The following is a 23916-nucleotide window of genomic DNA, read 5'->3' on the forward strand; positions in this document are numbered from 1 at the left end:
CCGGAGTGAGCTACCGCCGGGAGTCCTTCGCGGACTTCCGGCGGGGAGCACGGGTGGACTTGCGCGCGGCCGTCTTCGCGGAGGTCCGCCGGGGCGACTGGATGGCCTTCGTGGCCGGAGCAATCCCCATCTGCTCGGGGGTCAGGACGGGATACAAGTCGATGGCTCCCGCGTATCGCCGGGTGAGCCGGCCCTTGGGCGTGTAGATGCCCGCATCCACCAGGGATTGGAAGAACTCCGCCTGCGTCATGGTCCTGAGCTTCTCCATGATGTGCTTGTGGTTCTCGGCATTCGCGTGGGGTGGCAGGGTAGTGATGGTGCGCAGCCTGCGTGCCTTGCTGATGGAGTGTCTGCTCATACTGTCTCCGCGTTGAGACGGAACACCCCGAGGATGCAACCTGGGTTGCGCACCGTCAGTTGAATGTGGGTCTGCTCGAGAATCCCGGAGCCTGGATAGATCGGCCCACCCTCCGGGAATCCGCAGCGCACGGTATCGAAGCGATCGCCCCGCCTATCGGATAGGCGCAGGTACCAATTGAGTACCGAGCGATCCAGGAGACGTAGCTTGAAGTCCGGGGCCTGTCCGGCGTTCTGCGGCAATGGCAGCGCCTCGGACGCATAGCGCTTCGTCCAAGGATCGTAGGCCGCCGCCAACTCACGTGTGAAGCGGGTATCCAGCAGATCAAAACACTTGCCGAGCTGAATCAACGCGCCCACGCAGGCCGGCGTCTGGACCCTGCCCCGTGCCACCTGCTCCTGGGCGAACTGGAGCGCACGGCCGGCGCCGTACTCCCAGAAGTAGATGCCATCCCCCAGCCAGTCATACGTGTTCTGGCTGAGCTTGAACGACTCCCCAGTCAGGAGCCGCTCGGCAACGCTCGAATCACAGCCATGGTAGGCGACCACCTTCCGGTCGTATCGCATGCGAAGCACCCTACCTGAATAGTAACCCTCTGTCGAGACGTTGCCAACCTCCCATGTCATGTCGTGGAACGTGACGTCTCCCTGCCCGGCCGGGCACTTTCCGTGCAGACCGCACTGTGGGCCTCCGGACTACGCCCCGCGCGGCATCCGCGCCGTGAAGGAGGTGACGCCCTCGGCCGAGCCCACCTCCATCCGGCCGCCGTGGGCCGTCACCACCTGGTGCACGATGAAGAGCCCCAGCCCCAGGCTGCCCGCCGGGCGGAACTTCGAAATCCCCCGGCGGAACGGCTCGAAGAGCACCGGCAACAACTCGGCCGGAATCGGCTCGCCCTCGTTGGACACCGTCAGTAACACCTCGCCGTCCAGCCCGTGCACCCGCACCACCACCTCGCTCCCCGGGCGCGCGTGCCTCAACGCGTTGGACAGCAGGTTGGAGAGCACCTGGCGCAGGCGCGGCCCGTCCCACCACCCCTCGCACAGCGCGTCCCCCTCCAGGCGGATGTCGCTGCTCGGGTGCGTCACCGAGAACTCGTCGATGACCTCCCGGCACAACCGCACCAGGTCGTTGTGCGTGCGCTCCAGCGGAATGCCTCCGCCCAGCCGCCCCCGCGTGAAGTCCAGCAGGTCGGAGATCATCCGCCCCATGGTGTCCGCGCTGTTCGCGATGCGCCCCGTCATCCGGAACAACGCCTCGGGCGTCGGCCGCTCCATCCGCTGCAGCGTGCGCGCCCCCAACGAGATGGCCTGCAAGGGATTGCGCAAATCATGGCTCACCACGCCAAGGAATTGCTGCTCCTGCTCGGACCGGTGCCGCGCATCGTCGTAGAGCCGCGCCCGCTCCAGCGCCTTCGCGCCCAGCCGGCAGAGCGACTCCAGGTGCGCCTTCTCCCGCGCGCCGAAGCGCCTCGGCGTGGGGAAGCTCAACCCCAACACCCCCATCACCCGCCCCTCGCTCATCAGCGGCAGCGAGCCCCACGAGCGGCTCCGGCTCTGGCTGTCCCGCACCCACCGGGCCATGTCCGGCCAGTCCCGCTCGAGCACCTCGGAGGATTCAGTCCACACCGCATGCCCCGTGCGCACCACCTCCGTGATGGGGATGCGCCGGGCGAGCGGCACGGTGCGGAACTCGCGCAGCGCCGTCTCCGGGTACCCGACGGCCCCGAGCACCACCAGCGTCTCGTCCACCACCATCGTGACGGAGCCCGAGCAGGCATCCAGGGACTTCAGCCCATGCGCCACCAGCGCATCCGCCACCTGCTGGGGCGTGAGCGCGTGCGAGAAGGTGGCCGTCGTCGCCAGGAGCGCCTCGGCATGCTGCTCGGCCAGCTTGCGCTCGGTGATGTCCAGCACGGTGCCCATGTGCCGGACCTTCCTGTCCGTGCCCATGTGCACCCGGCCCCGTCCCGACAGCCACCGCAGCACGCCTTCCCCGCCCATGGCCCGGTACTCGAAGTCGCCCACGCCGCCGTCCGCGTCGGCGAAGCCCCGCCGGACCATGGCCTCCATCCGCTCGCGATCGTCCGGATGCACGCGCTCCAGCCACACGCCCAGGTCCACGGGCGCACCGGGGGCCAGGCCGAACAGCTCCCGCGTCCGCGCGTCCCACTCCAGTTCGTCCCTGGCGGGGTCGTAGGACCACACCCCGAGCGCGGCCGAGTCCATCGCCAGGCGCAACCGCTCCTCGCTCAGCCGCAGGGACTCCTGGGTGGCCTTGCGCTCGGTGATGTCCTCCATCGTCAGCACGCCCGCGACGATCTCCCCCCGTGCATCCCGCACCGGCGAGGCACACGTCCAGCTGAACCGGGTCGAGCCGTCCTCGCGCCGCACGACGAGCTCCTCCATCACATCCCGGCCCTCGCGCATGGCGCGGAGCAGCGGCAGCTCCTCGCGCGAGCAGGGCCTGCCGTCCGGGTACTCCATGAGGTGCATGCGCATCTCTCCGAGGTTCAGCCTCGGGGCAGTGCCGAGCAGGGTGGCCATCCGCTCGTTCGTCAGCAGCGTGCGCCCCGTGGAGGCCTCGGTGATGAAGATGCCGGTGGGCATCTGCTGGAGCACCGCGTGCAGCAGCCGCTCCTTGGACTCCAGCTCCGCCATGAGCAGGGCCAGCCGGCGCTCGGCCTCGCGGCGCGCGGAGATGTCCACCACCACCCCCACACCCCGGTGGGGCTCGCTCTCGAAAGCCGCGGCCCCGCGAATCACATCCACCCGCGTGCCGTTCTTGCGCAGGTACTGCTTCTCCATCAACCCGGATACACCATGCTCGAGCACGGCCCGGACGTTGCGCTGGTCCTGCTCCCGCCACTCCGGCGGCGTCATCTTCCGCCAGTCGAGCAGGCCCCGCTCCAGCTCCTCGCGCGTGTAGCCCACCATCTCCAGGAAGGTGTCGTTGGCGTCGAGGACGGAGCCGTCCAGGTCCCAGTAGAAGGTGCCCACCACGCCGGACTCGGTGAGCCGGCGCGCGCGGGCCTGCGAGCGCTCCAACTCCCGTTGCAGGCGGGCCTGCTCGGCCTGGGACTCCTCGCGCTCACGGTGGCGGGCCTGCTCCGCCCGGCGCATGCGGACGAGGGCCCACGTCTGCGCCACCAGGTGCCGGGGCTCGAGGGGCTGGGGAATGTAGCCGTCCGCGCCGTCCTCGAAGAGCCGCGCCTCCAGCTCCTCGTCGCGCAGCATGGAGGAGACATAGAGGATGGCGAGCGCGGAGGTGGAGGGGTCCTCCTTGAGGCGGCGGCACACCTCGAAGCCGCTCATGTCCGGCAGGCGCACGTCCAGCACCACCACGTCTGGTTTGAGCGCCGCCGCGGTGAGCGCCTCCTGCCCGCTGGCCGCCTCCAATACCTCCATGCCCGCGCGGCGCAGCGTCTTGACGATGAAGTACCGCTTGGCTTCCGTATCATCCACCACCAGCACCCGCCCCTCCATCCGGAAGGGGGAAGCCGTCTCCCGCGACTCGGGGCGCGGAGAGGGGGCGGAGGGGCCGCTGCTCGACACGATGGGGAACTCCCTGCTCACCCGCCGGGGGGAGCGGGTATCCCGCATGTCTGCCACGAATGGCCCCTCCCGCGCTCAGGAAGGGAGGCGATGGCTGTCCGCCATCTCACGCATCGGCCGCGCCCGTGGCGCTCCGCTCTCCGGACAGGGCGCCCCGGGGCACGCGCACGCGGAAGGTGGTGCCCTCCACGCCCGTGCCCACCTCCACCCGGCCGCCGTGGCCCATCACCACCTGGTGCACGATGAAGAGCCCCAGCCCCAGACTGCCCGCCGGACGGAACCCCGACAGGCCCCGGCGGAACGGCTCGAAGAGCACCGGCAGCAGCTCGGCCGGAATCGGCTCGCCCTCGTTGGACACCGCCAGCTCCACCTCGCCGTCCAACCCGAGCGCCCGCACGGACACCGGCGTCCCCGGCCGCGAGTGCCGCAGCGCGTTGGACAACAGGTTGGAGAGCACCTGGCGCATGCGCTCACCGTCCCACCATCCCTCGCAGCGCGCGTCTCCCTCCAGGAGGATGCGCCGGTCCGGGTGCGTCACCTCGAACTCGCCGATGACCTCCTGGCACAGCAGCACCAGGTCGTTGCGCGTGCGCTCCATGGGCAGGCCCCCGCCCAGCCGCCCGCGCGTGAAGTCCAGCAGATCCGACACCATGCGCCCCATGGTGTCCGCGCTGTTCGCGATGCGTCCGGCCGTGCGCAACACCGTCTCCGGAGCCGGCCGCTCCAGGCGTTGCAACGTGCGCGCGCCCAGCGAGATGGAGGCCAGGGGGTTGCGCAAGTCATGGCTCACCACGCCCAGGTACTGCTGCTCCAGCTCGGAACGCTGCCGGGCCTCGTCCTTCGCCCGCCGCTCCTCCTCGTAGAGCCGGGCGCGCTCCAGCGCCAGGCCGCACAGCCCGCAGAGCGACTCCATGTATGCCAGGTCCCGCACGCTGAAACGGCGCAACAGGGAGAAGCTCAGCGTCAGGACCCCCACCACCCGCGCCCCCACCTTCATGGGCACGCCCAGCCAGGTGCGGCTGCGGCTGCCCTGCACCATCCCGGCGAACTCGGGCCACTCCCGTGCCAGGGACTCGGTGGCCTGCAACGCCACGGAGCGCCCCTCGTGGATGGCCACGGAGAAGGGGGTGCGCACGCGGAGCGGGAGGACCCCCAGGTCCCGGACCAGGTGGGCCGGGTAGCCGAAGGAGCGGAACGTGCGCAACCACTCGCCATCCACCAGGCAGAGGGCTCCCGCGTAGGCATCCAGCGACTTCAGCCCGTGCTCCACCAGCGCGGCGCCCACCTGCTCGGGGGTGAGCGCGTGCGCGAAGGCGGCGGTGGTGGCCTGGAGCTCCGTGGCGCGCTGCTCGTTCAGCTTGCGCTCGGTGATGTCCAGGTAGGTGCCCGACAGGCACGTGACCTGCCCATCCGCGCCGAAGAGCACCCGGCCCCGCGAGGCAATCCACCGCAACACCCCGTCCCGCGGGCCCACCGTCCGGTACTCGGCCGAGAACGAGCCCCCGCCCTCTCCGGCCAACGCGCGCCGGACGCCCGCCGACACCTCGTCCCGGTCGTCCGGGTGCGTCGCCTCCCGCCACACCGACACGTCCACCGGCGCGTCCGGCGGCAGGCCGAACAGCTCCTTGGCGCGCGCGTCCCAGTGGTGCTGGCCGGTGGCCAGGTCGTAGCTCCACGCGCCCAGCTCGGCCGAGTCGAGCGCCAGCCGCAGCCGGGCCTCGCTCTGCCCCAGCTCCACCATGAGGTGATTGAGCTGGCGCTCGGCCTCGCGGCGCTCGGAGAGGTCCACCACCATCGTCACGCCGCGCTGGGGCTCGGCGTCGAAGGAGGCCGACCCCAGCATCACGTCCAGCCGCGAGCCGTCCTTGCGCACGAATTGCTTCTCGTACAGCCCGCTGAAGCCCTGGGCGCGCAGCTTCTCGATGCCCCACGCATCCGGCGCATCCCACTCCGGCGGCGTCATCTTCCGCCAGTCGATGAGACCCCGCGCCAGGTCCTCGCGCGTGTAGCCCACCATCGCCAGGAAGAGATCATTGGCCTCGAGCACGGAGCCATCCAGGTCCCAATAGAGGATGCCCACGAGACCGGACTCGGTGAGCCGGCGCGCGCGGGCCTGGGTGCGCTCCAGCTCTCGCCGCAGGCGGGCCTGCTCGGCCTGGGCTTCCTCGCGCTCGCGCTGGCGGGCCTGCTCCGCCCGGCGCATGCGGACGAGGGCCCACGTCTGCGCCACCAGGTGCCGCGACTCGATGGGCTGGGGGATGTAGCCGTCCGCGCCGTCGTCGAAGAGCCGCTCCTCCAGCTCCGAGTCCTGCAGCAGGGCGGAGATGTAGAGGATGGGGATGGCGGAGGTGGCGGGGTCCTCCTTGAGGCGGCGGCACACCTCGAAGCCACTCATGTCCGGCAGGCGCACGTCCAACACCACCACGTCCGGACCGGACAGGGCCGCGGCCAGGGCCATCTTGCCGTTGGCCGCCTCCACCACCTCCATGCCCGCCATGCGCAACGTGTGGGCGATGAGGTAGCGCTTGGCCTCCGTGTCGTCGACCACCAGCACCCGTCCATCCAACCGGGGAGGAAAAGCCCGCTTGTCCTGGGTCCCCAGTCGCGGGGCGGAGTGGCTGCTGCTCGGCACGATGAGGGCTCCCTACTCGCCTGGGGGGGGCAGGCGCCACCAGACAGATTACCGCCATCTCCCCTCCCGCCCGCCGCTCCCTCCCGCCCTGGAACCCAACAGTTGTCCGCCACCGTACGCGTCCCCGCCCTGGCTCGGCCCCTCGCTCTCCGATGGAGCAAGCGCCGGCGTTTGTTTACCTGGAGTGTTGGAATGAAACCACCCGGAGTGCCTATCGGGAGGGAAGCAAGGAGTCGCCCTTCGTCTCCTCGTCCATGCCCGGCAGTTCCAGCTGTTTCCGGGCCACACGGCGCCGCCAGCCAGGGCGTCCCGTGGGCCGGCGCGGGGGCGCGTCGGTGGGCAACAACTCGGTGACGTCCTTCCACCCCTCCTGGACGAGCGCCTCGAAGGAAGCACCCGAGGCAGCCGCGGAGACCACGGACTCGAGCCGCCGCGCCTGACGGTCCAGCTCGCGGATGGCATGGAGCCGCTCGTCATTGCCGAGCTTCGCCGCGTCCACCGCCAAACGCAGCACACGCAGCGTTTCGTCATACACATCCAACCGCACCGGGAAGGGCTGCCGGTCCTTGCCGCCCTGGGCGAAGGCGAAACGCGCCGGATCCGTGAAGCGCGAGGGAGTGCCGTGAATGACCTCGGCCACGCTGGCCAGCGCCGCCACGGTACGCGCGCCCACATTGGGCGTGAGGAGCAGCTCCGCGAAGTCGCGAGGGCCCTGCTCGGCCGCGGCGGCCAGCGTGCCGTGGAGCCGGCGCAGCACCACGTCATCGCGCGTCACCTCCTCGTGCACGGGCATGTGAAGGTGGGGCAGTGGAGGGGTGAAGGGCACGGGCTCGGGCGTGGGCTGGGGACGCAGCTTGCGCAGGGCGCCCAGCACCACGTCGGGCCCCTGGGAGACGAGCTCCACCTGCGCGGCGCGGGCCCGCGAGGCACGTCTGTCGGTGAGGTTGAGGATGACGCCCTGGTTGGGTCCCTCGATGGCGGCGTGGGGCGATTCCACGAAACTGCCCAGGCCCTCGGAGAGCCAGTGGTAGCGCCGGGCCTGGCGGGCGTCGGCGTTCATTCCCTGCTGAACCACGGCCCACGCGTTGTCGTCCGAGAGGATGAGGCTGTGGGCATACAACTCGAAGCCGTCCTGCACGGCGGCGCTGTCCACCTTGGCGGCCAGACGGCTGACGCGGATCAGCGCCTCGGCGTCGATGCCCACCCGGTCGCCGATGATGCGCAGTTCGTCGGGGGTGCGGCGCGCCTGGAGGCCCTTGCCGCCGACGACGTAGAGCCCGAGCTGCCGGCCACCGGGGGTGAGGCCGCGCTTGAGGGCGCCGAGCACGGTGGTGGTGACGCCCGAGGAGTGCCAGTCCATGCCCATGACGGCGCCGAGGGATTGGAACCAGAAGGGGTGGGCGAGCCGGCGGAGGACTTCGTGACGGCCGTAGTGGAGCACGAGCGCCTCCACGAGGACGCGGCTCATGCGCGCCATGCGCTCGGCGAGCCAGTCCGGCACGCGGCCCGAGTGGAGGGGAAGGTCTGCACTGCCCGTACGATCCATGATGACTCCGGAGGTAACTTCCTGGAGTCAACCTCTGAACTCGGGTCCTTCTTCACGGCGGCACGCGCGGAGACCCGGGCCCGGCCGCTCTCCATGCGTGCGATCAGCGAAGAGCCCCATGTGCTCCTCGGACAGAATCAGATGCGGGCGGAGCGGGAGTGGAGTACAGACGGTGGCGCCTTGCTCGTCGTCCATCCGCACTTCCATCGGCGCCGCACGGGCGTCACCGCGCACACCGAGCGCATCGTCACCGAGCTGGCGCGGTTGATGGAGACGCGGGCGGTGGGAGGCAACCTGGAGGAGGACGTGCCGCGCATCGCCTGGAGCGAGCTGTGGCGGCGCATCCGCCAGGAGCCGGTGGTGTGGCACGCGCACCGGAACAACGAGCTGCTGGCCGGGCTGCTGCTGCGGTGGATGGGCCGGGAGGTGCGGCTCGTCTACACGCGCCACGGAGGCAACCCCCCGGGCCGCTTCACGCGATTCCTCACCCGCTTCGCCGAGCAGCTCGTCACGCTCAACGCGCAGAGCGCCGAGTGGATGGGGAGGCCCTCGCAGCTGGTGCCGCACGGCGTGGACCTGGAGCGCTTCACGCCACCGGTGGACCGGGACGCGGCGTGGAAGGCGCTGGGGCTCGGCGGCCGGCGGGGAATCGGCGTGGTGGGCCGCATCCGTCCCAGCAAGGGCCAGGGAGACTTCGTCGAGGCCCTCACCCCGCTGCTGCCCGAGCTCCCCGCGTCCGAGTGGACGCCGGTGCTCGTGGGGCTGGCCAAGGGACGGGACCAGGCCTGGGCCGAACAGCTGCGCGTCAAAACGGGCGGGCGGCTGGTGCTGGCCGGGGAGCAGCGCCCGGTGGTGCCCTGGTACCAGGGATTGAGCGTGCTGGTGAACCCCACGCACTTCGAATCCTTCTCCATGGTGATGCTGGAGGCGATGGCGTGTGGCTGCTGCACGGTGATGAGCCGGCTGCCGCACGTGCCCTCCTTCATCGAGCACGGCCGCACCGGCTTCCTCTTCGAGCCGGGCAACGTGGCCGAACTGAGCGAGCTGCTCCGCCAGCTGCTGCACGAGCCGGAGCAGGCAAGGCAGGTGGGACTCAACGCCGCCGAGGAAGCCCGGGCCCGCTTCGGCGTGGCCAATGAGGCCCGGGCGCTCGCTCGGGTGTACCAGTCAGCCATGGGCCGCTGAGGTGTCTACTTCTTCGAGCGAGAGGAGGAACGGGAACGGCTGCGCGTGCCGGACGAGCGGGAGCGCGAGCTGGACGAGCTGCCCGGCTTGCGCCGGGACTTCGCGGCGGTGGTGCGGCTGCGGGACTTGGCTCCGGAGCTGCGCGTGCTGCGAGCCGGCTTCGCCCGGCGCGAGGAGCTCTTCGCGGACGTCTTCTTCGCCGAGCGCTTGGAGGTGCCCTTCGTCTCACCGGCCTTGCTGCGCTGCTTGTTGACGACGCGGGCGGCGAGCTCCTCGGCCCGGCCCGTGCTGGCGCCACGCTTGCGCGCGGACTGTTTGATCTTCGAGTACTGACGCTGACGCTTCGGGCTCTTCACTCCACGCGGTGGCATCCGGTCCTCCTCCTGAATGTCGGATGACTTGCGAGCCCAAGATGGTGAACATCCCGCGTTCGCCAACCCCTTGCATTCGCCGGACGTCCGGCGTTGGACAGCTCAGGCGGCGGACTGGCCAGAAGATGGCGGTCCGGCGTCCCCGGAGCTCTCGGCCACGGGCAGGGTGATGAAGAAGCAGGTGCCGCGGCCCGGCTCGCTCTCCACGCGAATCTCTCCGCCGAGCGCGGTGATGATGCGGTGGCACACCGACAGCCCCAGCCCCGTGCCCACGCCGATGGGCTTGGTGGTGAAGAAGGGATCGAAGATGCGCCGCAGGTTCTCGGGGGAGATGCCGGCGCCGGTGTCGCGCACCTCCACGGTGACGCGATCCGGGGCGGAGAGCCGGGCCGCCACGCGAATCTCGTTCTCCTGCACCTGGCCCGGCGGGATGGCGTGCGCCGCGTTGATGATGAGGTTGAGGAACACCTGCCCCAGACGCGCCGCGTTGGCCTGCACGGGAGGCACGCCGCCACAGTCCTCCACCAGGCGGGCCTTGTCCCGCACCTCGTGCCGGGCCATCTTGGCCGAGCCGCGCACCACCTCGGCCAGGTCCACCGGGCCGAGCGCCACGTCATCCGGCCGTGCCATTGACCGGAGGTCCTGCACGATGAGGCGCACGCGCTCGGCGCCCTCGCTGGCCTCGGAGAGCGCGGAGATCATCTCCTCGCGGGCCTCCGGGGAGGGAGCGCCGGACTGCTCCTTCAACTCCTGGTGGACGTAGCGCAGGTTGCTGAGGATGTAGGCGAGCGGGTTGTTGATTTCATGGCCCACGCCCGCGGCGAGCCGTCCCACGGAGGCGAGCCGGTCCGCGAAGAGCAGTTGCTCCTGGGCGGACTGGAGCTGCTGGAGGCTGTCCTGGAGGCGGACATTGGCCTCGGCGAGCTCGGCGGTGCGGGTGCGCACCGTGTCCTCCAGCAGGGCGTTGTAGCGGCGGGCCTCGCGCTCGGAGGCCTCGGCCTCGGCGCGGGTGAGGCGCTGCTTCTCCTCGAGCGACTCGCGCAGCTCGCGCGCCATCCGGTCGAAGGCATGCGTGAGCCGGCCCAGCTCGTCATGGCCCGCCGCGGGAAGCTGGATGTCGAAGTCCCCCCGTCCGATGCGCTCGGCCACGGCCATGAGCCCGCGGAGCGAGCGCTGCAGGGGGGTGAGGATGGCGAAGGCGAGCGCCAGCACGAGCACGAGGCAGATGGCGGGAAAGACGAGCGCCAGTTGCCGGGTGAGCTGGACGTTGTCGTCCCAGCGGCGCCGCAGCTCGTCCATTTCGGCCTTCTCGGCATCCTGCATGTCCTTGATGCGCTGGCCCACGGTCTGCTCGAACTGGGAGTACAGCAACCACTCCAACGTGGAGCCCACCGAGGAGCCCTCGGGGAGGGCGCGCACCCGGTCCGCCGCCCACTCCGACCATTGCCGCAGGGCCTCGCGGAGCTCCCGTTGCTGCTGCCGCTCGTTCTCCTCGGACCTGTCGCCCAGCCACCGTTCCTCGCGCACCAGGCTGTCCTCGAGCAGCGCCAGCTCCGAGTCCACCTTCTGCATCAGCTCGCGCTGCGCGAGCATGGTGCTGCCCTCCACCCGCCGCGTCTGGGCCAGCATGTTCAGGTAGGGCCAGGCGAGCGAATGCAGCCGCTCGTAGGAGTCGCGCTGCTCCTGGATGGCGGTGAGCTGCTCGCGGATGTACTGGCCCTTCTGGGCCCCGGCATAGAGGTAGGCGCCCATGAGGCACACGAGCCCGACCGCCAACAAGGCGAACAGGAACACCTTGGCGCGAATCGTCATCGCCGGGCCTCGTCTCGAACCACCACCCGGGCATGCTCGCACGACCGCCCACGCGACGCGAGCAGGGGAAGACACCCGGCGCCTCGGCCGCCCACGGGCGGGCACCTCCGGTATCCTCGCCCCTGACCCGAGGAGCGGGGCCCTGCCGGGAGAGAGCGTCAGGACCGCCGCCCGCCCGGCGTCAGCGCCCCGCCATGTCCGAAGCCACCCGCCCCTCCTTCGAGCACCTCCCCGTCCCGCCAGCGCTCGCCCGCCTGCGGCGCTTCCCGATGGATGGAGCGTTGCTGCTCTTCGATCGGGACAGCGGGATGAACGCGCTGTGCGAGGGGCCGGAGACGGCGCACCTGCGCCAGCGCGCGCCGAGGGCACTCCAGTTCGGCATCACCAACCGCTGCAACCTGGCATGCACCTTCTGCTCGCGGGACCTGGAGGCGAAGAGCGCCTGGACGGCGGACGAGGCCTTCCAGGTGCTGGCGGGGCTGGCGGAGGCGGGGGTGTTGGAGGTGGCCTTCGGAGGGGGCGAGCCGTGGGTGTTCCCCCGCTTCGAGGAGCTGGTGTGCCGGCTGTATGACGAGACGCCCCTGGCGGTGAGCTTCACCACCAATGGGCTGGCGCTCACCGCGCGCCGGCTGGCGGCCGTCCGGGGACGCTACGGGCAGTGCCGGCTGTCGCTCTACGAGGACAATGACTGGCGGCGGAAGGTGGAGGAACTGGCGGACGCGGGGGCACGCTTCGGCGTCAACTACCTGGTGACACCCGAGCGGCTCGCATCGCTGGAGACGGTGGTGCTGGAGCTGGTGTCGCGCGGGTGCCAGGACGTGCTGCTGCTCAGTTACAACGGCGTGGACCGGGCGCTGCACCTGTCCCCCGTGCAAGCGGGCGAGCTGGCGAGGAAGGTGGAGCTGCTGGGCAGGGCGCTGGCGGGCCGGTGCCAGCTGAAGCTGGACGTCTGCTGGGGCGAGCGGATGGAGGGAGTGCCGAGGCTGTTCCGGCGCACGGACTGCGGCGCGGGGAGGGACTACCTCGTGCTGACGAGCGACCGGAAGGTGATGCCCTGCAGCTTCCACCACGTGGCGATTCCGGTGGGGGACGCGGCGGACGTGATGGCGGTGTGGCGCGAGCGGAGGGAGGAGCTGGGCTCTGCGTCGCGGCTGCCGGGCTGCGCGCGCGTGGCGGGGTACGGGCTGGAGACGTACGCGGGAGGGACGCCGTGAGGATTCACGTCTGGAATGCCTTCGCGAGCAACAACAGCGGCAGCTACACCATCGTGGGCCGGTTCCCCACCGAGGAGCTCGCCGCGCGAGTGGCGGCCGAGCTGTCCCAGGTGCTCGAGGAGCACGAGCGGTGGCGCAGGTCGCCCGGGCCGCGGCACGAGGATCCGGAGAATCCCTCGCCGCTGCGGGTCCTCACGCAGACGTACAGCCTCACGCAGAGCGAGGCGGACCTGGCGGACCAGGGCGAGCTGCGCGTCTGGAGCACGGGCCACCAGGTGTTCCTCCACGACCCTTGGACGGTGACGTTGCAGGACTCCTACGAGGAGTACCTGCGGGTGCGGGGCGGGAAGGTGGAGACGCGCATCCGGCACGCGCATGGCTGCATCGTGAGCCTCTTCGAGCTGCACGGAACGCTGCCGAAGAAGACGAAGGCCGGGACGGTCTCGGCCGTGGTCGAGGAGCTGTACGCGGATGACGGGCCGCTGGTGACGCTGGCGCCCTTCGACGTGCAGCCCGCGTGGAGGGATGACTCCAGGCCCGGCGAGCCGGTGTTGACGCTGGGCGCGGTGTTCCAGGATCTCGACCTCGCCCCGGGCTACACGGCCGTGGAGGGCATCGCGCGCCGTCATGGCCTGCGGGTCTCGGTGCGGGTCTCCGAGGACCAGTCCCCGGGGGATCCACTGGGCTGGCTGAGGCCCTCGCATCCGCCGCTCGAGCGGAAGCTGTTCGATGTCTGGATTCTGGAGGCGGGGTTCTCGTCGAAGGAGGTGGCGCGGCGGCTGACGGAGCTGCGGCGCGGCGGATACATCGACGGCCCCACGGTGTTGAAGTGGATTCCGGACGCGGTGTTGAAGCGGCTCACCCGGGCCCGGGCCGAGCAGGCCGTGAAGTTCCTGCGCGAGGGCGGAGCGAACGCGGAGCTGCGCCCCGCCGAGTAGCTCCCGGCGCGAGTCCTGGGAGCGAGGAGATCGACCTTTGAAGATTCACATCTGGAATGCCTTCGCGAGCAACAACAGCGGCAGCTACACCATCGTGGGCCGGTTCGAGCAGGAGGAGCAGGCGGCGCAGGTAGCGGCCGAGCTGAAGGAGGTGCTGGATGCCCATGGCGTCTGGTTCGAGGCGGCATCCTCGACGACGAAGGAACCCGAGCGGCCCTCACCGCTGGACCTCTTCATCCAGAAGCACGGGCTCAGGGGGAACGAGGACACCGGCACCTGGGATGACTGGCCGTGCTACTCCGAGAAGAAGGCGCCGGACGCCTGGGCCATCGGCCATCAGGTGTTCGTGCACCACGAGTACACCGTCACGCTGCCGCGCACGATTGGCGAGTTCATCTACGCCCGGGGAGGGCGGGTGGAGACGGAGCTGGACCATGCACACCACCCGGTGGTGAGCGTCTTCGAGCTCTGGAAGGGCCAGCACGTCCAGGAGGACAGGGGCAGGCTGCTCGAGGCGCTGGTGGAGGAGCTGAACGCGGAGGATGGACCCCTGGTGAAGGGACTCGATGGGAAGGTCATCCCCGCGTGGAAGGAGGGCGACGGCTTCGGAGAACCGATGCTGCGGCTGGGCGCCGTGTTCGAGGATCTCCCCGCGGGCTTCACCGCCGTGGAGCGGATCGCCCGCGGCCATCACCTGTATGTCTCGGTCAAGGTGTTCGAGGCCTGGCCCGGCGCGGACCCGCTCGCGTTCCTCCGGCCGTGTCAGCCGCCGCTGAAACGTGAGAGAACCGCTCCCCCGTCCACATGAAGCCACTTCCTCCGAAGCAGAAGGCCAGCATCCAGGGGCAGGAGCTCGAATATCTCATCGCGGGACAGGGCTCCCCCACCCTGGTGCTCATCAACGGAGCCGGCGGCCCCATCGAGGGATGGCTCAGGGTATGGGAGCCACTGTCCGCGCTGGGAACCGTCTTCGCGTACAACCGCCCGGGGCTCGGCGGCAGTGGAAAGCCGGTGGTCCCGCAGACGGGAGACGTCATCGTCGAGTCGCTCCGTGCGCTCCTGCGTCACGCCCAACTGGCTCCGCCCTACGTGCTGGTGGGTCATTCGCTCGGAGGCCTGGCCGTCAATCTCTTCGCCCGGACCTACTCCGCGGAGGTTTCAGGCGTGGTGCTGCTCGATGCCACCGCGCCCGAGGATGTCGGTGTCATGGCCAACCATCGAAGCGGCTTTCAGCGTTTCGCCCAACGCACGCTCGATGCGCTGCTCGGAAAGGATGAACTCGGCGAGACGGAACACGTCTCGCGCACCGTCGGCCTCATCCAGCGGGCGGGCCCCTTTCCGGACGTCCCACTGGCCGTCGTGACGGGCGGCCGGCCCGCCATGGCCTGGGCCACTCCGGAGGAGGCCCTCGCCGCACGGGCGGAACACCAGCGGCGCCTGGCCGCCCTGTCGCCCCGGGGAAGACAGATGCTCGCGAGCCGGAGCGGACACTTCCCGCAGCTCACGGAGCCCGAGGTGGTGGTGGAAGCCGTGCGCTCCGTCACCACCGTCACCTAGCGGCTCACGAGGAGGCCCGGACGATCTTCGCCTGCAGACGCTTGTAGATTTCGAGCACGAGGCGCAGTTCCTGCTCGGTCCGCTGCTCGATGGCGCCGTAGTCGCGGCTCTCGTAGCTCTCCCAGACGCCCTTGCTGGAGCCCTTGCGCTCCTGCAATCCCAGACGCCCCGCCATCTCCCGGGTGGTCTTCGGATAGAGGATGGGCTCCTTGGGGAAGAGGAAGCTGGCCTCGTTGGCGAGGTCGATGGGGCGGGACTTGAAGAAGACCTCGAACAGCTCGGCCGGGCTGGCGATCTCGTTGAAGAGCGAGCGGCAGTAGAGCGCCGGGAGGTCGAACTTGGAGATGCCCGCGCCACACACGACGAGGTCCACCGCCGGCTTGCCGAGCACCCGGACCTTCTCCTCGCGCTGGCGGCGCCATTCCTCCTCGAAGCGCGCCTTGATGGCTGCGAGCAGGGCAGCCTCGGACTCGAAGTTCCAGAGCCAGAGCCCCTGCACCTCGGGAGTGTCGGGGATGGGATCCTCGAAGCGCTTGCTGAAGAAGCACCCGCCCAGCAGCAGATGTCCCGGACGCGCGGGATTGACGGTGAGCGAGCTCAGGCTCGCGTTGCGGTCATCGGGAGGGGCATAGGCCTCCAGGTCGAAGAACAGCATGGGGGGAGGCTATCACTCCCGGCGCGAGGCACGGCCGTGCGGCGGATGACACTCGCCACGGCGGGATTCCTGACATGGACACTCACCCTGTCGTGCAGACATCACCCACCAGGGAGTGACGGCCTGACGCGCCGGAAAAGTGCTTGGATGGAGCCGCGAGGAACCGCATTCCCAGGAGGCCTCCCGTGCCATCTCCCAAGCAGACACTGTGTGCCGCGCTGGCGGCCGGGTGCTTCTTCACCACCACCGTGGCCGAGGCACGCTTCGGCAAGTCGGGCGGCTCGTCCTCGAGCTCGTCCGGAGGCTCGCGCTCCTCGGGCTCCGGCTCGTCTTCATCCGGCGGCTCACGCTCCTCGGGCTCCAGCTCTTCCGGGAGCGGCTCTGGAGGGTGGCGCGCGTACGAGCACGGCAGCAGCGCTGTCAACGGCGGGAAATCCAAGGTCCACGATGCCTCGCCGGTGGGCCGGAACCCGGACGACTCGCCGGACCCCGGCAGCGGCGATGGAGGGGGCAAGGATCCGCGTCCCCGAGGGCCCATCCTCACGCCTGGCATGGCGTGGATTCCCGTGTCTGGGGCGTACATTCCGTATTACCGCCGGTACCGCCCGCGTCCGGTGACGCAGGAGCCGGAGGAGCGGAACCATCCGGTGATGGTGCGGATGGGCGTGGAGGCGAACGCGCTCAAGAACGGCGGAGCGGTGGGGTTCAACCTGGGCATCGAGGAGCGGCGCTGGGGTGTGTCCACGCACTTCACGGCGCTGACGCTGAACACGGACGACGGCTCGGAGGGAAAGGACCACATCCAGCTGGCGGACGTGGCCCTGACGTTCTCCCCCATCTCGAGTGAACGGGGCCGGATGAGGTGGGAAGCGGGCGTGGCCATGGCGCGAGCGCCGGACATCACCTTCATCGGCCCGAGCCTGGCGTTGTCGTTCGAGCGGTGCCTGTTCGGTCCGTTCGACTTGGAAGGCCGGTTGCAGTGGGTACCGCTGCCGCATTTGCAACTGGATGGACAGGCGGCCCTGGCGATGCACATGGGCGCGATGACGGTGAGGGCGGGCTGGCGCGGGTTGCTGCTGGATGATCGAGGCCACCTGGACGGCGTGGTGCACCGGGACAAGATGGGCGGCCCGTTCGTGGGCCTCGGCCTGCACTTCTGAGCTCCAGGCCTCTGGGAGGAGCCATGCGATACGCGGGTGTCGTAACGCATCATGGGCGGAGTCATGCATTGCTCCTCTCTCTGGCAATGACGCTCCTCGCCTCGGGGTGCGTATCAACGAGCACCCTTGGGTATGCTGGCGGCTTCGCACTCGCTCAAGGCGAGTGCAACCAGACCGACACCACCATCAGTTGCTGCCTCAAACAGAACCCTGGCCAGTACGAGCGATGCGGTGCGGCGGTTCCGCTCGAGCCTGGTCGTCCCAACAACCTCCCGCCTGGCTCTCCCGAATCCGAAGCCTCGCCCATCCCCGAGCTTCCGACGGAGGAGGAAAGGGAGCGATGGCGGACCGATATATGCGAGCCACACTACGCGAAGTGCATCCGCGCGGGGGGTGGAAGCATCGAGGGCCGGAAAAGCGGGGAGACCCAATGCCAGGCCTGCTTTGATGCCTGTATGCGCTACGGATACTGGCCCCTCCGGGCCAATGGAAAGCCGTGCCCGGGAGCGTGATCGTGCGGCGCACGCGACCAGAGCACGCACTGGCTCGTGGACAGGAGAAAGACCAACTCCTCCTGGCGATGATCGAGGCCAAGGCGCCCTATGAGGAACGGCGGCGGGCCTTGATAGCGCTGGAGAAAAGGTGGTTGCGCGAGGAGAAGACCGAGGCCGGACGCCTGCGGACCCGGCGAGGCATCGCGGAAGATCTCGTCACGCTGGCGTACTCGTTCAACAAACCGTGGCCGGAGTTCGGCCGGTGTCTTCGCCGTGTTCAGCAGCTCGGCTTCTCCAACCTCGCGCTGCGCGTCCACATCACCTGCCTCTACGTGCAGTCGCTCCATCTCTTCCCCCGCCGGGCCCGTGAGGCCTGGGAGATGTTGGACGACGCGGAGCGCAGAGTGCACCGGCTCCATCTGAAGAATCCCCTGCGGAGGGAGCATTTGGAGTCGCTCGCGCACGCGAAGAGGGGAGCCCGGGTCCCTCGTCCCCCTACCCGATGACGCCACGCCACTCCGCCATCCCGCCAGGGAAGCAGGCGGAGAAGCAGTGCGTCATCCCGGAGGGAGACTCCCGGAGCGGGGATTTTCACGATATGTGGGGCGGACCTCCGGACTCCGCCATGACCTCACGTCCTCCTTGTCGCCCGCTGCCCGCGGATGGCCGCTTCCTCCAGGCCATCGCCCCCACGCCGCTCGTCCCCGTCCGCCTCGACTCCGAGGGCCCCACCATCTGGTGCAAGCTGGAGTTCCTCAACCCCAGCGGCTCCACCAAGGATCGCATCGCGCGCTACATGCTCGAGAAGGCCTGGCGGCTGGGCGAGCTGTGCCCGGGCGGCGAGGTGGTGGAGGCCTCGAGCGGCTCGACGAGCATCGCGCTGGCGCTGGCCTCGGCGCAGATGGGCCTGAAGTTCACCGCCGTCATGCCCGAGGGCGTCACGGGCGAGCGCGTGCTCACCATCCGCGCCTACGGGGGCAACGTGGAGCTGGTGCCGCGCGACTCGGGCATCCGGGGCGCCATCGCTCGGGCGGAGGAGATTGCCCGGGAGCGCAAGGCCTTCGCGCCGCGCCAGTTCGAGAACCCGGACAACGCCGAGGCGCACCGGGTGTGGACGGGGCAGGAAATCCTCTCCCAGGTGCCGGGCGGGCTGGTGCACGCGGTGGTGAGCGGCGTGGGCACGGGCGGCACGGTGGTGGGGCTGTACCAGGCCTTCGCCGAGGCCGGCTGCCCGGTGGCCCCCTTCGTGGCGCGGCCCATCTCGGGGCTGGGCACCGACATCGAGTGCTGCAGCTTCAGCTCGCGCGTACCGGGCGTGGTGGATGGCCTGTCGCGGCTGTACCGCGAGGCGGACCTGCCGGGGCTGGTGGAGCTGAACGTCTCGGACGAGGTGGCGATGAGCACGGCGCGGGCGCTCATCCGCCGGGGCTTCCCGGTGGGGCCCTCGTCGGGGCTCAACTACGCGGCGGCGGTGGAGGCGGCGAAGCGGCTGGGCCCGCAGGCTCAGGTGGTGACGCTCTTCCCGGACCGGATGGAGCGCTACTTCTCCACCGAGCTGCTGCAACCCAGAGCATGAACTCCCCACGGACCACGCCGGAGGCCCCCGAGGCCGGGCTCGAGGAACTGCGCATGCTGCACGCCCTGAATCGCGCGGTGGACGATCTCATCGAGGGGAGCATCCGGGACCAGCTGTCCCTGGCGCAGACCTTCCAGCGGATATTGCCCGTGGTGCTGAAGGAGATGGGGGCGCAGGGCATCGCCGTCACCACGCGCAACGAGGAGCTGGCCGAGCAGACCTTCCACGCGGGGGACTTCGGCGGCGTCTTCCCGGGTCCGTTGCTCGCCGGGCCGCGGGGCACGCGGCGCGAGGGGGACGGCACGCTGGTGAGCCAGACGCTGGACGTGATGGGCCAGACGGTGGGGCACATCGGCCTGTACCTGGCGGGAGACCACACGCGGCCCGAGCACGCCCAGCGCCTGGAGCACATGCTGGACACCGTGGCCGAGCAGCTCGACACGGTGCTGCTGCTGGTGCACACGGCGTGTGAGAAGCAGGAGCTGATCCTCCGGCTCAACCAGTTGCTGTCCAATCCCGTCTTCGAGGCGGGCATGGACCAGGTGGTGCTGACACTGGCGCAGCGGGTGCGGGTGCCGGGCTTCCTGCTGGTGTATCGGGACGCGGTGCGGCCCTCGGTGCTGCACTACCGGGTGTACCGCAACGGGCACCTGGAGCACGACTCGGGAGACAAGCCCTCGACGGAGCTGGACACGCTGCTGCGTGCGCACGGCGCCGAGCTGCTCCAGCCGGGCGAGGAGCGGCTCAAGCGGGCGTTGGGACAGCCGCGGGTGATGGAGGCGGTGCTCATCTCGGGCCACCTGCAGAGCAAGCAACTGGGCCGCATCCTGTTGTGGTCGGGCGAGGAGGGCTTCTCCAGCCACACGATGGACCTGGTGCGGGTGCTGGCCTCGACGCTGAGCCAGCGGCTGGTGGACTACAACCGCGAGCGCACGCACCTGTCGAAGTTCTTCCCGGCGGAGACCATCGACGAGCTGTTGCAGGTGCCGGACTACGGGGCGCGTTACCTGGTGGGGCGGGACGAGGAGGTGGGGATCCTCTTCGCGGACCTCAACGGCTTCACGCGGCTGTGTGAGCAGCTGGAGAGCCCGGCGCGCATCGGCCGTTTCGTGGACCGGTGGAGCGAGCGGATGGTGGAGCTCCTGTGGAGGCACGGGGGCGTGTTCGACAAGATGGTGGGTGACTGCATCATCGGGCTATTCGGTCCGCCGTTCTTCCGGAGCAGCCGGCGCGAGCGGTGCGAGGCTCTGGTGCGGGCGGCGTGTGACATCCAGCGCACCACGATGGCGATGAGCGCGGATCCAGAAGTGCGGACCATCTGTGAGCGGGTGGGGATGCCGGGGTTGGGAGTGGCGGTGGGACTCAACCTGGCGCCGACGCTGTGCGGCCTCTTCGGACCGAACCAGGAGTACACGGGCTTCTCGACGGGGATGAACCAGACGGCGCGGCTGCAATCGCTGGCGGGGTTCCGCGAGATGCTGGTGATGGAGCCGGTGAAGCAGGCGCTGGAGGGGAGCCAGGACGCCGTCATCCAATCCCTGCGTTACGGCGAGCTGACGGAGACCCCTGTGAAGAACGTGGCGAAGCCCCTGCGCCACCACCGGCTGTACCTGCCGGACTGAAGCACGGACCCCCAGCAGCACGGACACCCAGCAGCACGGACACCCAGCAGCACGGACACCCAGCAGCACGGACACCCAGCAGCACGGACACACGGAGAACCCGAGGTCCTCAATATCCCCTCGCCCTCCGGGAGAGGGACGGGGTGAGGGTATCTCGGATCCCAGGTTGTACCCCTTACGAGCGGGACGAGGGCCGTGAAGAGCGGGCCTCGGGGGCGCGGATGACCTTGGCCTGGGTGGTGAGTTCCCGGGAGCGCTGAAACGGGAGGAGGAGGGCGGCGAGCTGGGCGAGGACGAGGCTCAGGGACATGAGGGCGGTGTTCCCGGGGCTCCACCGATGAACGAGGACGGCGCAGGTGGCCATGAGAATGCCGGCCACGATCGCGAGCCACATCACCTTGGTACCGACCTTCATGGCGCCCACCTCCGGGGAATGACGGAGGGGGCCATTGCGACGGGTGTGCCATCCGGGTCCGCCTCGGGAGGGAACGAGCAGTGCCAGGGGCACCGGGGCGTTCCGCCACAGGAGTGGGTGAGGCATTCCGGGAGACTGAGGCGTTCCGCCACAGCACCCTCTCCCAGAGGGAGAGGGGACCTCACGGCCGGGCGCGGCACACTCCACCCGGGGATGCTGGCGGATTACAACGAGCGAGGAGGAAGCCATGGCACCGGTGTGGGAAGCGGACATCCACCTGACGCAGGAGGAAGCCACGCGGCTGGTGGAGCGGCAGTGTCCGTCGCTGGCCCCGGCACGGCTGGAGCACCTGGGAACGGGCTGGGACAACACGGCCTACGTGGTGAACGGGCAGTGGGTGTTCCGCTTCCCGCGCCGGAAGGTGGCGGTACCGCTGCTGGAGAACGAGACGCGCATCCTTCCGCGGCTGGCGCCCCACCTGCCGCTGCGCATCCCCGAGCCGGTGTGGCACGGCCGGCCCGAGGGCGACTACCCCTACCCCTTCGCCGGGTACGCGCTGCTGCCCGGAGTCACCGCGTGCACGGTGGCATGGACGCCCGGGGAGCGGCTGCGCAACGCCGCGGCGCTCGGGAGCTTCCTACGGGCGCTGCACGGCATTCCGGTGGACGACGAGACACTGGCGCGAGGCCCGGGAGACGAGCTGGCCCGGGCGGACCTGCACAAGCGCGCGCCGATGATCCTCGAGCGGCTGGAGAAGGTGGAAGCGGCCCACCCGGACATGGACGGGCAAGCGATTCGGGCCTGGCTGTCCCGGCTGGTGGACACACCGCGCTGGGAGCGGCGCGCGTGCTGGGTGCACGGGGACCTGTACGCGAGACACCTGCTGGTGGACGAGCACCACACGGTGACGGGGGTGTTCGACTGGGGAGACGTGCACCTGGGAGATCCGGCGATCGATCTGACGCTGGCCTTCACCTTCCTGCCGCCGGAGGCACGAGGCGTGTTCCGCGAGGCCTACGGGGACATCGACGAGGCCACGTGGGACCGGGCGCGCTTCCGGGCATTCCACTACGGGGTGGCGCTGGTGCTCTACGGAGACGCCGAGGGAGACGAGGCCATCGCGCGGGTGGGCTGGGACGCCCTGCGCCAAGGCGCCGCCAGCTGAAGCGGGCGGCGCCGGGACGTCAGTTGTTCTTGCGCTGTGTCTCGAGCAGGTAGTTGCCGTAGTCCTCGCGCAGCTTCGTCTTGAGGAACTTGCCGGTGGAGGTGCGAGGAATCTGCGGGATGAAGACGTAGTCATCCGGCAGCCACCACTTCACGAAGCGCTTCTCCAGGTGGGCGGCGAGCTCGTCCTTGGAGGCGGACTGGCCCGGCTTGAACACGACGGCGGCCAGGGGGCGCTCGTCCCACTTGGGGTCCTTGGCGGCGAACACGGCGGCCTCGAGCACGGCCGGGTGGGCCATGAGGGCGTTCTCCAGGTCCACGGAGCTGATCCACTCGCCGCCGGACTTGATGACGTCCTTGGAGCGATCGGTGATGCGCACGTAGCCGTCCGTGTCGAGCGTGACGACATCCCCCGTCTTGAACCAGCCATCCGGGGTGAAGCGATCCGGGCCCTCGCCGCCGTAGTACGAGGAGGCGACCCAGGGCCCACGCACCTCCAATTCGCCCATGGTGGAGCCGTCCCAGGGGAGCACCTTTCCGTCATCGCTCACGTGGCGCACCTCGACGAGCGGGAGGGCGAAGCCCTGCGTGGCGCGGATGGCGAGCCGGTCCTCCTGCGGCAGATGCTCGTGGTGGCGGCGGGGGCGCGCGATGGTGCCCACGGGGTTGAGCTCGGTCATGCCCCAGGCGTGGGTGACGATGAGCCCGTGGCGGTGGAGGAAGCCGGCGATCATCGCCGGGGGCGCAGCCGAGCCGCCGATGGCCATGGTGCGCACGGTGCGCAAGTCCCAGCGCTTCGGCTCCTGGTCGAGCAGGGCGAGGATGCCGAGCCAGATGGTGGGCACGCCGGCGGCGAGGGTGACGCGCTCGCCGGCCATGAGGTCCAACAGCGAGGTGGGATCGAGGTGGGGCCCGGGGAAGACGAGCCGGGCGCCGGTGAAGACGGCGGCATGGGGCATGCCCCAGGCGGCGGCGTGGAACATGGGCACCACGGGGAGGATGGCGTCCGGCTCGCCGATGCCGAAGGTATCGGTCATGCACAGGGCGAGCGCATGCAGCACACAGGAGCGGTGGGAGTAGAGGACGCCCTTGGGGTTGCCGGTGGTACCGGAGGTGTAGCAGAGCATCGCCGAGGTGCGCTCATCGAGCTCGGGCCAGGAGAAGGAGTCCTGCTCGGGGGCGAGCAGCTTCTCGTAGTCGAGGCGGCCGTCGGGGGTGGGGCCGTCATCGGGGATGACGATGACGTGTTGGACGGAGGGGACGGCGGCGATGAACTTCTCGAGGAGCGGCAGCAGCGAGCGGTCCACGACGATGACGCGGTCCTCGGCGTGGCGGGCGATGTAGCCGAGATCGTTGGGGTGGAGCCGGAGGTTGAGGGTGTGGATGACGGCGCCCATGGAGGGCACGGCGAAGTAGAGCTCCAGGTGGCGGTGGTGGTTCCAGCTGAGCGAGGCCACGCGGTCGCCCGGCTTCACGCCGAGCCGGGTGAGCGCATGGGCGAGCTTGCAGGTGCGCCGGTAGAAGTCGGCGTAGGTATAGCGGTGGAGCGTCTTGTCCGGCTGGCGGCTGACGATCTCCGAGCGGCCGAAGTAGGTGCGGGCACGCTCGAGGAAGTGGGTGAGCGTGAGCGGGAAGTCCATCATGCGTCCGGTGAGCATCGGTG

The 23916-nt window shown here is 69.9% G+C and carries 20 protein-coding genes; 11 read left to right on the top strand and 9 right to left on the bottom strand.

Translation table 11 applies throughout. The features are described from left to right. Positions 1-10: 10 nt before the first annotated feature. From BO221_RS07045 to BO221_RS07065, 5 genes are all read right to left on the bottom strand, one after another. Positions 11-358 carry a hypothetical protein gene (locus BO221_RS07045; RefSeq protein WP_073559613.1) on the bottom strand — a complete coding sequence of 116 codons (348 nt, stop codon included), beginning with the start codon at positions 356-358 and terminating at the stop codon, positions 11-13. Continuing rightward, positions 355-924 carry a hypothetical protein gene (locus BO221_RS07050; protein ID WP_073560237.1) on the bottom strand — a complete coding sequence of 190 codons (570 nt, stop codon included), beginning with the start codon at positions 922-924 and terminating at the stop codon, positions 355-357. The genes BO221_RS07045 and BO221_RS07050 overlap by 4 nt, the downstream gene beginning before the upstream one ends. A 129-nt stretch (positions 925-1053) precedes the next feature. Beyond that, the gene (locus tag BO221_RS07055) at positions 1054-3960 is read right to left on the bottom strand and encodes a PAS domain S-box protein (protein ID WP_073559614.1); all 2907 of its coding nucleotides are present in this window, start codon (positions 3958-3960) and stop codon (positions 1054-1056) included. Between the two features lie 58 nt (positions 3961-4018). Then, positions 4019-6544 carry a PAS domain S-box protein gene (locus BO221_RS07060; protein ID WP_083680816.1) on the bottom strand — a complete coding sequence of 842 codons (2526 nt, stop codon included), beginning with the start codon at positions 6542-6544 and terminating at the stop codon, positions 4019-4021. A 211-nt stretch (positions 6545-6755) separates the two neighbouring features. Beyond that, complete coding sequence (locus BO221_RS07065; protein WP_073559616.1) at positions 6756-8090, bottom strand: DUF763 domain-containing protein; 1335 nt, start codon at positions 8088-8090, stop codon at positions 6756-6758. Between the two features lie 120 nt (positions 8091-8210). Here BO221_RS07065 and BO221_RS07070 point away from each other — a divergent pair, with 120 nt between their 5' ends. Next, a complete protein-coding gene (locus BO221_RS07070; RefSeq protein WP_369864461.1) occupies positions 8211-9275 on the top strand; it encodes a glycosyltransferase family 4 protein in 1065 nt (354 codons plus the stop codon). A 45-nt stretch (positions 9276-9320) separates the two neighbouring features. Continuing rightward, on the top strand, positions 9321-9608 hold the full coding sequence (locus BO221_RS54780) for a hypothetical protein (RefSeq protein WP_158079797.1): 288 nt from the start codon (positions 9321-9323) through the stop codon (positions 9606-9608). 140 nt (positions 9609-9748) lie between these two features. On the opposite strand, the gene BO221_RS07080 is transcribed toward BO221_RS54780, so the two are convergent. Further along, on the bottom strand, positions 9749-11458 hold the full coding sequence (locus tag BO221_RS07080; protein ID WP_073559618.1) for a sensor histidine kinase: 1710 nt from the start codon (positions 11456-11458) through the stop codon (positions 9749-9751). 194 nt (positions 11459-11652) lie between these two features. Here BO221_RS07080 and BO221_RS07085 point away from each other — a divergent pair, with 194 nt between their 5' ends. From BO221_RS07085 to BO221_RS07100, 4 genes are read left to right on the top strand one after another with little or no spacing between them, the layout of a single operon-like run. Further along, a complete protein-coding gene (locus BO221_RS07085; protein ID WP_073559619.1) occupies positions 11653-12672 on the top strand; it encodes a radical SAM protein in 1020 nt (339 codons plus the stop codon). Continuing rightward, on the top strand, positions 12669-13610 hold the full coding sequence (locus BO221_RS07090; protein ID WP_073559620.1) for a hypothetical protein: 942 nt from the start codon (positions 12669-12671) through the stop codon (positions 13608-13610). The genes BO221_RS07085 and BO221_RS07090 overlap by 4 nt, the downstream gene beginning before the upstream one ends. A 37-nt stretch (positions 13611-13647) precedes the next feature. Beyond that, the gene (locus tag BO221_RS07095; protein WP_073559621.1) at positions 13648-14418 is read left to right on the top strand and encodes a hypothetical protein; all 771 of its coding nucleotides are present in this window, start codon (positions 13648-13650) and stop codon (positions 14416-14418) included. Next, complete coding sequence (locus BO221_RS07100) at positions 14415-15167, top strand: alpha/beta fold hydrolase (RefSeq protein ID WP_073559622.1); 753 nt, start codon at positions 14415-14417, stop codon at positions 15165-15167. The genes BO221_RS07095 and BO221_RS07100 overlap by 4 nt, the downstream gene beginning before the upstream one ends. A 4-nt stretch (positions 15168-15171) precedes the next feature. Here BO221_RS07100 and BO221_RS07105 read toward each other — a convergent pair whose 3' ends face one another. Next, the gene (locus tag BO221_RS07105; RefSeq protein WP_073559623.1) at positions 15172-15822 is read right to left on the bottom strand and encodes a hypothetical protein; all 651 of its coding nucleotides are present in this window, start codon (positions 15820-15822) and stop codon (positions 15172-15174) included. 185 nt (positions 15823-16007) lie between these two features. On the opposite strand from BO221_RS07105, the gene BO221_RS07110 reads away from it, so the two are divergent. The 4 genes from BO221_RS07110 (at position 16008) to BO221_RS07125 (ending at position 20674) form a co-directional block, all read left to right on the top strand. Next, a complete protein-coding gene (locus BO221_RS07110; protein ID WP_073559625.1) occupies positions 16008-16982 on the top strand; it encodes a hypothetical protein in 975 nt (324 codons plus the stop codon). A gap of 514 nt (positions 16983-17496) precedes the next feature. Then, positions 17497-17982, top strand: coding sequence for a hypothetical protein (locus BO221_RS07115; RefSeq protein ID WP_233165758.1), 486 nt, complete (start codon positions 17497-17499; stop codon positions 17980-17982). Positions 17983-18101: 119 nt separating this feature from the next. Beyond that, positions 18102-19052, top strand: coding sequence for a PLP-dependent cysteine synthase family protein (locus BO221_RS07120; RefSeq protein ID WP_073560240.1), 951 nt, complete (start codon positions 18102-18104; stop codon positions 19050-19052). Continuing rightward, positions 19049-20674 (top strand): adenylate/guanylate cyclase domain-containing protein, encoded by a 1626-nt coding sequence (locus BO221_RS07125; protein WP_073559626.1) that lies wholly within the window; start codon positions 19049-19051, stop codon positions 20672-20674. The genes BO221_RS07120 and BO221_RS07125 overlap by 4 nt, the downstream gene beginning before the upstream one ends. 175 nt (positions 20675-20849) lie before the next feature. On the opposite strand, the gene BO221_RS07130 is transcribed toward BO221_RS07125, so the two are convergent. Next, complete coding sequence (locus BO221_RS07130; protein ID WP_073559628.1) at positions 20850-21089, bottom strand: hypothetical protein; 240 nt, start codon at positions 21087-21089, stop codon at positions 20850-20852. A gap of 247 nt (positions 21090-21336) precedes the next feature. Here BO221_RS07130 and BO221_RS07135 point away from each other — a divergent pair, with 247 nt between their 5' ends. Then, on the top strand, positions 21337-22254 hold the full coding sequence (locus tag BO221_RS07135) for a phosphotransferase (protein WP_073559629.1): 918 nt from the start codon (positions 21337-21339) through the stop codon (positions 22252-22254). 19 nt (positions 22255-22273) lie between these two features. On the opposite strand, the gene BO221_RS07140 is transcribed toward BO221_RS07135, so the two are convergent. Further along, entirely contained in the window at positions 22274-23911 is a 1638-nt protein-coding gene (locus tag BO221_RS07140; protein WP_073560241.1) for a long-chain fatty acid--CoA ligase, read from the bottom strand. Positions 23912-23916: the final 5 nt, after the last annotated feature.

This window comes from Archangium sp. Cb G35 (assembly GCF_001896145.1).
Classification (GTDB): Bacteria; Myxococcota; Myxococcia; order Myxococcales; family Myxococcaceae; genus Archangium; species Archangium violaceum.